Origin of the sequence: Streptomyces sp. SID3343 (genome assembly GCF_009865215.1) — a bacterium.
Taxonomy (GTDB): domain Bacteria; phylum Actinomycetota; class Actinomycetes; order Streptomycetales; family Streptomycetaceae; genus Embleya.
This window is the reverse complement of record NZ_WWJX01000164.1, coordinates 1-8,779: the sequence shown is the minus strand read 5'-3', so window position 1 is coordinate 8,779 and position 8,779 is coordinate 1. Positions and strand designations below refer to the sequence as shown.

At 70.3% G+C, this 8,779-nt stretch carries 8 protein-coding genes and 1 riboswitch; of the genes, 4 read left to right on the top strand and 4 right to left on the bottom strand.

Going from position 1 to position 8,779, the window contains the following annotated elements:
• Positions 1–1,071: LCP family protein (locus GT354_RS06000; protein WP_161355133.1), on the bottom strand; the 1,071-nt coding region annotated here is incomplete at its 3' end.
• A 152-nt stretch (positions 1,072–1,223) separates the two neighbouring features.
• Between GT354_RS06000 and tatA the strand changes: the two genes are divergently transcribed.
• The 3 genes from tatA (at position 1,224) to GT354_RS05985 (ending at position 3,159) form a co-directional block, all read left to right on the top strand.
• A complete protein-coding gene (gene tatA / locus GT354_RS05995; RefSeq protein WP_161355132.1) occupies positions 1,224–1,508 on the top strand; it encodes a Sec-independent protein translocase subunit TatA in 285 nt (94 codons plus the stop codon).
• 313 nt (positions 1,509–1,821) lie between these two features.
• Complete coding sequence (locus GT354_RS05990; protein WP_161355131.1) at positions 1,822–2,340, top strand: GNAT family N-acetyltransferase; 519 nt, start codon at positions 1,822–1,824, stop codon at positions 2,338–2,340.
• 126 nt (positions 2,341–2,466) lie between these two features.
• Positions 2,467–3,159, top strand: a complete 693-nt coding sequence (locus GT354_RS05985) for an RraA family protein (protein ID WP_161355130.1) — start codon at positions 2,467–2,469, stop codon at positions 3,157–3,159.
• 118 nt (positions 3,160–3,277) lie between these two features.
• Here the strand turns inward: GT354_RS05985 and GT354_RS05980 are convergent, their stop codons facing one another.
• The gene (locus tag GT354_RS05980) at positions 3,278–4,408 is read right to left on the bottom strand and encodes a PP2C family protein-serine/threonine phosphatase (RefSeq protein WP_161355129.1); all 1,131 of its coding nucleotides are present in this window, start codon (positions 4,406–4,408) and stop codon (positions 3,278–3,280) included.
• 203 nt (positions 4,409–4,611) lie between these two features.
• Positions 4,612–4,780, bottom strand: a riboswitch (TPP riboswitch).
• 489 nt (positions 4,781–5,269) lie between these two features.
• On the bottom strand, positions 5,270–5,725 hold the full coding sequence (locus GT354_RS05975) for a DUF4267 domain-containing protein (protein WP_161355128.1): 456 nt from the start codon (positions 5,723–5,725) through the stop codon (positions 5,270–5,272).
• Positions 5,726–5,888: 163 nt separating this feature from the next.
• Between GT354_RS05975 and GT354_RS05970 the strand changes: the two genes are divergently transcribed.
• Positions 5,889–6,371 carry a hypothetical protein gene (locus tag GT354_RS05970; protein ID WP_161355127.1) on the top strand — a complete coding sequence of 161 codons (483 nt, stop codon included), beginning with the start codon at positions 5,889–5,891 and terminating at the stop codon, positions 6,369–6,371.
• 357 nt (positions 6,372–6,728) lie between these two features.
• Here GT354_RS05970 and GT354_RS05965 read toward each other — a convergent pair whose 3' ends face one another.
• Positions 6,729–8,663, bottom strand: coding sequence for a glycerophosphodiester phosphodiesterase family protein (locus GT354_RS05965; RefSeq protein WP_161355126.1), 1,935 nt, complete (start codon positions 8,661–8,663; stop codon positions 6,729–6,731).
• Positions 8,664–8,779 lie beyond the last annotated feature (116 nt).

The window sequence follows — 8,779 nt, the reverse complement described above, 5'->3', positions numbered from 1 at the left end:
GCCGTCGATGGTGCGGTCGGCGCGCAAAGTCGCCCACAGCGCATCGGCGTCGGGCTGCACTATGGCGACCCGCGCGCCCTGGTAACGCCAAGGAACCGTGATGAACTTCGTGTTGTGCAAATCGATGTTCTTCATCGACATCGCGAACGACGTCAGCTTGTCCACCGAACCGAGACCGGGGTCCACGGTCAGTGATTTGGTGGCCGCGTCGGCGAGGGGGAACAGCGACGTGGGGTCGAGACCCTTTCCCTTGACCTGCTTGATCAGGGCGGCGACGAACGCCTGTTGGCGTTGGATGCGACCTATGTCGGACCCGTCGCCGATCCCGTGCCGCACGCGTACGTAGTCCAGTGCCTTGCGACCGGACACCGACTGCGGCCCCTTGCGGAACAGCAGTTCGCCGCGCGCGCCGAGGTTCGGATCGAGGTCGCCCTGATACACGTCGTTGGGTACGCACACGTCCACGCCGCCGACGGCGGAGGTCATCGTGGCGAAGCCCGCGAAGTCGACGACGACGGTGTGGTCGACGCGCAGTCCCATCAGCTTCTCGACCGTGTTCTGGGTACAGGCCGGATTGCCCTTGGCGGTGTCGCCGACGGAGAACGCCGAGTTGAACATGGCGTTGTTCGTCGTGGTGGTCCAATCGCCGTTCGGCAGCCGGCACGGGGGTATCTCCACCAGGGCGTCACGGGGCACGGCCACCGCGACGGCGTGCTTGTGATCGGCGTAGACGTGCAGCAGGAACGCGGTGTCCGAGCGGCCGACTTCACCGTCGCCGCCACCCAACGAACTGTTGTCCCCGGATCGCGAATCCGAGCCGATGACCAGTATGTTGCGGCCGGCGCTGTCCGCGGGTCGATCGGGCGCCACGCCGTCCAGGGAAAACGTCCTGATGTTGCCGTTGAGCCGCAGATAGATCCATCCGCCCGCCGCGACCAGGACGAGCCCGAGGGCCAGCGCCGTGCCCGCGATCCATCGCCCGCGTCGCCGCCGTCGTGGTCGCCGGCGTCGGCGACCCGGCGTCTCGCCGACGTCATCGCGCGCTGCTTCCGTCCTGTGGCTGCGTGTCATCGTCACCTCGTCCGGATGGGTCGGCGGGGCGAAGACGCCTGACCCCGACCGTCGGTTGTATAGTTGCGCAATATAGCAAGTGTTGCGTCGCGACGGCCCCGGCCGGCTGCGGTCGCGAGGCACCCGCGAAGCACCCGAGGAGAGGAACGGCATTGCTACGCAACGCAATCGAACCCTGGCACGTACTGATCGTGGTGGTCGTGGCGATCATGCTGTTCGGCTCCAAGAAACTGCCCGACACCGCCCGGGCACTGGGCAGGTCGATGCGCATCCTCAAAAGCGAGGCCGCAGCGATGAAGAAGGACGGTGCCTCGGAGGCGCCACCGTCGACCGAGAGCCCCGAACCGGAGGCGGTGGTACGGCCGATCCAGCCCGCCCCGACATCCCCGGCCGACGACGGCCGGACCCGGGAGCACAGCGGGACCGGCCCGCATTGACCGGCCGAGCCGCGCTCCCCTTCGGCTGGACTTCCGGCAACGTCCCGCTGGACGTCCGGCACAACGCCCGGTACGAGCCGTCCACCCGGCATCCGCAGCGCCGACCCAAAGCGCAAAGCGCAAAGCGCCGATCCGCAGCGCCGGTCCCGCCGCGCCACGACGACAGCGCCGATCCCGCCGTGCCACGAAGGCAGCGCCGGTCCCGCCGCGCCACGACGACAGCGCCGATCCCGCCGTGCCACGAAGGCAGGGCCGGTCCCCACCTCCGGTTATGACGAAGGCATCGGACCACCGTGGTGCGTAGCATCCTCGGATGCCCGAGATCCAGCGTCTTCGTCTCGACCACGGTCCCGCCCTCCTCGCGTTCGAGGAGGAGAATCGGGCGTTCTTCGCCGCCTCGATACCGGATCGAGGCAACGCCTACTTCGCCCGCTTCGACGCGCGGCACGCCGCTTTGCTCGCCGAACAGGCCGCCGGATCGCACCACTTCCACGTGGTGGTGGGCGATGGCGGCGAGGTGTTGGGGCGGGTCAACCTGTTCGACGTGGCAGCAGACTCGGCCGAACTCGGGTATCGGATCGCCGAGAAGGCCGGCCGCCGAGGGTTGGCCACGAACGTCGTCGGCCGCATCTGCGTGATGGCCGCCGACGAGTACGGGCTGACCGCGTTGCGGGCCGCGACGACCGTCGACAACGCGGGCTCACGGGCGGTGTTGGCTCGTACGGGATTTCGACCCGTCGGCGAGATCCTCCTGAGTGGCCGGCCGGGAATCCGCTACCTACGGCACCTGAACGACGCACCGGACGTGCCGGCCGGTGGCGCAGAGCGGTGAGCGGCTGCCCGGTGGGCGCGGGTTCGCGCTTCGACGGCCGGATCGGGCATCGGTAGCATCGCCGGACCGCCTCGTTGCGTCCGCGTGCGTCGTCGGCGGTGACGACGCCAAGTCACGGAGAACGCCATGTCGAAGGCATTTGCCGACCTGTCCACGCCGTTGGTGGCCGACGCCTGCGTGCGCAACGGTGTGCCGTTGCGGGCCGCGCCGACCGGCATCGGCCCGGTGCTGCCCGGGCGGCCGATCGCCGGGCGCGTACTGCCTGTTCGGCACTACGGCAGTGTGGACGTGTTCCTGGAGGCGTTCGGCGGGGCCGAGCCGGGAGACGTGTTGATCGTCGACAACGGCGGACGATCCGACGAAGCGTGTATCGGCGACCTGACGGCACTGGAGGCCGAAGCGGCGGGGGTGGCGGCCCTGGTGGTGTGGGGGCTGCACCGGGATACGCCGGAGTTGGTGGAGATCGGCCTGCCGGTGTTCAGTTACGGGGCCTACCCGCCCGGCCCGATGCGGTTGGACGAACGCGAGCCGGAGGCGCTGACCACGGCTTGGTTCGGGGAACACCTGGTGAGCGCCGACGACGTGGTCTTCGGTGACGACGACGGCGTGTTGTTCGTCGCCGCCGAGCACGTCGACACGGTGTCGGCGACGGCACGGCGCATCCGCGACGTCGAGCGAGAGCAGGCCCGCCGGATCCGATCGGGCGAAACCCTGCGCCGACAGACGACCTTCGCCGAATACATGGAGCGCCGCGCCGCCGACCCGTCGTACACCTTCCGGCAACACCTGCGCCGAACCGGCGGCGCGATCGAGGAGTGAGCAGCCCGCCACCTGCGGCCGCCTCGGCCCTTCGTCGATCCGCCCCGGGCGCCCCTGGATCCGGCTCGCGGGCCCGTCAATCCGGCTCACGGGCCCGTCAATCCGGCTCGGGGACCCGTCACTCCGGCTCGGGAGGCGGCGAGTCGAGTACTCGCGCGAGTCCCAACACCAAGGCGTCGTCGGTCAGGCGCAGGGTCCCGACGTGTCGCATCAGGTCGTCGCCCAGTCGCTCCACCGCCGCAGCCGGATCGGCCTTGTCCAGGCGGCCGTCACCGAGTAGGTACACGATTCGGTCGACCAGCCGATAGTTCTGGCCGCCGGCGTCGCGCGCGTCGGCGAATCCGTCGGTCATCAAGAGCAGTAGGTCGCCCTCGCCGAACGGCACCACCCACTCGGCGGGCTGATCCGGATCCAGTTCGCCCAAGCCCAACGGCACGCCGGGGTCCGGAGGTTCGAGAACATGCACGCTGCCGTGCGCGCGCACCATCACCGGTTGTTCGTGGCCCCGGTGTACCAGCGCCACATGCTCGGGACGGAACTCGACGAGTAGTGCGGTGACGAACCGGTCCGCGGGCGCGTTCCTCGTCACGCTGGCATCGACGCGGCGGGCCACGGCGTTCAGTTCGGGCTCGTCGTACGCGGCCTCGCGAAACGCCCCGATGGTGATCGCGGCCGTCCGCACCGCCCCCAAACCCTTGCCGAGCACGTCGCCGATGATCAGGCGCAGACCGAACGGCGTGTCGAGCCCGAGATAGAGGTCCCCGCCGAGTTCGGCCTCCTCGGCCACCGCGAAATAGCGCACCGCGAGCCGCAATCCGCCCACTTCGTCGGCCGGCGGTAACAGGATCGCGCGTTGCGCGGCGAGGGCCACCTCGGACACGGCGACCAAGGCACGCTCACGGCGGATGCGCGACCCGGCCAGATACATGCTCAGCGCGGTCGCCATGACGTATATCCACGTGCTGGTCTCGAAGAGGTCGGTGTACTCGGAGCCGAGATAGCCGTCGACCGAGGCCAGCCAGTATCGCAGCCCGAGGGAGACGCCACCGATGATCAGGATCGCCAACGGTGTCGCGGTGGCGGCGGCGAGCGTGGGGGCGAGGAGGAGAAACGGATAGAACACCGACGAGTGACCCGTCGCCAGATCCACCGTCGGGACGAGAATCAAAATGGCGACAGGCAGCCAGATCCGCCGGAACAGCGACCGTGTCGCGATTCCGGCCACACGATCCGGCTCCGGGCTCTTCATGGGTCCGTCCATGGTCACCCGAGACCGGGAGGTGCTTTCACTTCGCCGCGCGCGCCGAACAGGTGACGTGGGGCGGGGGAGACGGTCGCTCGATCAAACGTCACTCAACCGGAAAGGGCACCCGCGAAACGGGCGCCCTTCGGTTCGGAGCCGCTGTCTCCGAGACGACACATCGGGTCGGTTGTCGGCGACGCGTACAGACATGACTTACGAGGTGGGCTCCCTGCGCCGGCATTGTCCGGATCAGGTGCTAGGGGTCGCCTTCCGGTCTGTTCGACCTTCCGGCCTCTCAGCCTGACCTTCCTGACTTTCTCGACCTTGGCCTTCTGCTCTCCAAAGCCGCCGGTTGATCAAACTCCCTCGCTCGCCCCGTAAGCCACTTACCAGCATACTCCCGGACAAAGCGGGTGCCAAGAGGGTGGTTTCGCGTACTTCCCTCCGCGCCGACACTCGACAGACCGGAGCCCCGAGGCCAACCGGACCCGGGACTCCGACCATGGTGAGTGAGCGACTCGATCAGCGCGCGGTGCGCCTTCCGCTGCGCCTTTCGCTGCGCTCGATGCGGGCCAACAGGGCTGCCCGGTCGTTGTGCGCGAAGGTCGGCACGGGGCGTACTCGTTGATAGTGAGGGCCTGCCTTTCCAACTCGGCGCCATCCGCAAGGTACTCGGCGACCTTGGTGCGGCGGGCCAACTCGCACAGTCGCCGGCGGTGTTGGCCGCTCCCCAGTGTCTTGTCGAACGGCTTTGATACTTCTTCTGGGGTTACGGCGAAAAGCGGTGTGTCGAGGTGCGTTGAGCATGAGTCCTGATGTTCACCCGTCTGTGCGACAGCATGCCGGCGCCGACCGACCGGCCGGCCGTCACGAACGGGCAGCGGCCGATGTCGCCACGGTGCGCGCGGTGGGTTCGGTCGAGCCGGGTGTGGCCGCCGCGACCCGGCGTTCGCGCAGCAGCAGGCCGGCGGTCAGGGCCACCGACGCGGCGGTGAGGCCGTGGACCCCGTACGCGGTGCCGGCCGAGCCGTCTTCGGAAAGCACGATCACCATGTCGCCGACGGGTACGAACGCGATCGCCGCCATCGCCCAGCCGAGGGCCTTGCGGTGCCCGGTCACGAGCAGCGCGAAGACGACCAGCCCGGTCCCGATGTCCCGGACGCCCTTGACCGCGAGGAACGCGGTGCCGTCGTGCTGTGGCCACGTCGGTACGCCGAACCCGGACGCCATCGACTGCGGCGCGAACAGATAGCCGAGCCCGATGTAGACGATGAACGCGCCGCCGAGAGCGGCAAGTCCGGTGGTGAGGTTCTTCAGGTTCATCGCAGGCCCCCAAGACGTGAAGTGTTCCGATGCGAAGAGGTTCGCCGGGGCCTCCTGGAAGGGACCTGGAAGCGACTTGGAGGCGCGTGGAGATGGGGAAAGGTGGTGGGAAGCCGGGGGAAGGTGGTGGCGCACAGCGCTGTCGGCAGGTGATATTCGACGCATGGATCGAGTGGACGAGAACGTCGACGACCTCGCGTTGAGCGCCGAGGAGTATGCAGCGGTGCATGCCGCCGTCACCGCTGTCGTCCGGGCTCGGGCCGGCGACCGGACTGTCACCCTCGGCTCGCTGTTCGAGCGTTGGAGCGGTATCGCCGAGGAGGTGGAGGAGGGCTATTCGTGGTGTGCGCCGGAGTTCGACAACGACATCTGGTGCCGAGGTGCCCTGGCGGGAGTCTGGCCGCTGCTCCCGGCCCGAGTCCGAGCGATCAGACAGCCGGAACTCGACGGCATCGACGAGCGGTATCGCCGGGCCACGGTCGGTTGGCCGGGCCGGCCCGAGGACGAGGCCGGGTGGTGGGCTCGGCGGGTTCCCCGGCGTCTGGAGGTCGAGGCGTCGGAACAGCGCGAGGGAGACTGGCCGCCGGGTTGGGCCATGCTGCCGTTTCCCAAGCCGGATTCGGTGGAGGTCACCTGCTGGGCGTGACCCGAGCCGGCCGGCCCGCACCGGCCCGACCGAATGCGGTTGTTCGCGACGCCGCCGGCATGCTCGACTTGCGGGCGCCGCCGTGCCCGATCCGGGTGACGTCGCGTCCGGTCGCGGACGGCACGTATTGCTTTCGCAGCTTGACGGCACGTGTCGCTTTCGCGGCCTGACGGCGCGTATCGCCTTCGCGGCTTGACGGCGCGCGTACCGATATCGCGGTTCGTCGAAGAGCAGTACCCCGGACGCACTCGCCGCCCGGGAGCCGGCGCGTGGTGCGCTCGGTCCCGGGCGGCGGGTGTCGGTGGTTTCAGGGAGTGGCCGGTTGGGGTGCGCGGGTCGCCGCGTGGTCCGTCCCCGTCAGATCAGGGCCCTGGCGTCTCCCGCGATCAAGCGGGCGCGGTCCGCCGGGATGGTGCGGCCGGCCTGGTTGTCGGCCCAGCGGGCGAGGGCCTCGTACTGGTCGTGGGCGACCATCGTGGTCAAGGTGGCCACCGCGTTGCGGTCCGCGTTCGAGGTCAGGATCAGGTAGGCGAGGCCGGGCCGGGACGCGGTCACGGTGAAGGTCGAGTCGACCACCGTGGTACCGCCGGGGCCCTTGGCCTCGGCCCGCAGGGTGTGCGCGCCCAGGGCGAGCGTGGTGCTGTCGATCGGCGTGCCGGCGGCCAAGTCCTTGCCGTCCAGGGTGAGTCGGACCGATTCGGCGCCGGTGGTGTCGAGCGCGGGGACCGGGTTGGCGGCGCGCTCCACCAGGGCGCCCGCGGCCGGCGCGAGCACCTTGACCGTCGGCGCGGCCGGCTGTACCGGCGTGCCGCCTTGTCGCCAGGCCGCGTTCCAGCCGGCCAGTTCGGCGGGGCGGTTGGTGATGATCGCGTCCGCGCCGCCCGCCTCCAGGGTCTTCCACGAGGGCGCGTCGTCGACCGTCCACACCATCACCGCGACCCCCGCCCTGTGCAGGTCCGCGACCGCGCCCGGACGCTTGGCGAGCCCGGCGGCGGAGGGGTTGTACGCCTTGAGGCCGAGCTTCTTGGCGAGCGCCACCGGATCGGCGTCCAGGTCGCCCCGGAGCAGGCCCAGCGGCAGGTCCGGGGCCAACTCCCGGGTGTATTCGAGGGCATCGACCTCGAAGCTCTGGACGAACACCCGGCCGCTCATCCCGGTGTCGCGGACGTCCCGCACGATCCGGGCCACCTCGTCCTTGGTGTGCTTGCCCTTGATCTCCAGGAGCAGGTTGCCGCCGCGCGTGCGCAGGTCGTCGAGCTGGGCGCGCAGGGTCGGCACCCGGGCCCCGGTGTGCAGCGGGCTGAACCACGAACCGGCGTCCAGGGCGGCGAGTTGAGCCGACGTCAGGTCGCGGACCCGGCCCTTGCCGTTGGTGGTCCGGTCGACGGTGTCGTCGTGCACGATGTGCGGTACGCCGTCCTTGCTGGGCTGGACGTCGTTTTCGATCCAGTCGGCGCCGGCCCGGCGGGCGGTCTCGTCGGAGATCAGCGTGTTCTCGGGCGCGGCCGAGGACGCGCCGCGGTGCGCGACGACGGTGAGCGCCGCGCCGGGGGCGCGCAGGTAGGAGTTCTCCTCCGGCGCGAGCTTGGTGACCTTGACGTCGTCGAAGGAGACCCGCGCGCCGTTGACGAGGAGGGCCTGCGCGCCGTCGGCGGTGCGCTGGACCCGGGTGGTGCGCAGCGCCTCGCGGCCGTCGACGACCAGGCGGGCCCGGTTGTCGTGGACCTCGACCGCGACCTTGACGTCGCGCCCGGTGCCGGCGGCGGTGGGCGCGGATCCGGTGTCGGTGACGTTCCACGCGTTGCCGGTGGTGCGCTGGGCGAACTCCAGGCCGTTGGCCGCGGTGGTGCCCGTGCGCATGGTGGCGATCGACCACGGGGTCGCCCCGGTCGCGGGCACGTCCAGGCCGAAGGCGGTCCAGCGGGCGCTGTCGGCGGCGCTCTCGAAGCGGGCGACGGCCTCGAACCGGTAGTCCGCGAGGTGTCGGCCGAAGGTGATCCGGCTCTGCTGCGCCGAGTTCGCCGAGTTGCCGACGAGCCGGCCGTTCTCGACCTTCCAGTCGCCCTCGACGGCCTGCCAACCGGCGGGCAGCGCGGCGCCGGAGAAGTCCTCCGAAACCACCACCTCACCGGTCGACCGAGCGGCGTCGGAGTCGGCCGAGGCGGCGCCCGAGACACCCGCGAGCGCGGCGGTGGTACCGATGCCCAGGGCCGCGACCAGGGCGCCGGCGCGCAGCCGGGAACGGTGACGTCGGGGCAGCCGGAAGGGGGACGAAGATCTCTGCGAAGGCATGATCGAAACGGTAGAGAGGGCGGGCGAACCCCCGGTCACACGCCGCTTAAGCTCCGCCGAACGATCGGGAACGCCCGGCCGCCGGGACGGGCGCCACGCCACTCGCCGCCGTGACG

What these genes read in the sequence shown, in the direction of transcription:
- GT354_RS05975 (WP_161355128.1), bottom strand. Translation starts at nt 5,725, where the DNA reads ATGAACCTGAAGAACCTCACCACCGGACTTGCCGCTCTCGGCGGCGCG.
- GT354_RS05985 (WP_161355130.1), top strand. Translation starts at nt 2,467, where the DNA reads ATGTCGAAGGCATTTGCCGACCTGTCCACGCCGTTGGTGGCCGACGCC.
- GT354_RS05990 (WP_161355131.1), top strand. Translation starts at nt 1,822, where the DNA reads ATGCCCGAGATCCAGCGTCTTCGTCTCGACCACGGTCCCGCCCTCCTC.
- GT354_RS05980 (WP_161355129.1), bottom strand. Translation starts at nt 4,408, where the DNA reads ATGAAGAGCCCGGAGCCGGATCGTGTGGCCGGAATCGCGACACGGTCG.
- GT354_RS05970 (WP_161355127.1), top strand. Translation starts at nt 5,889, where the DNA reads ATGGATCGAGTGGACGAGAACGTCGACGACCTCGCGTTGAGCGCCGAG.
- GT354_RS05965 (WP_161355126.1), bottom strand. Translation starts at nt 8,663, where the DNA reads ATGCCTTCGCAGAGATCTTCGTCCCCCTTCCGGCTGCCCCGACGTCAC.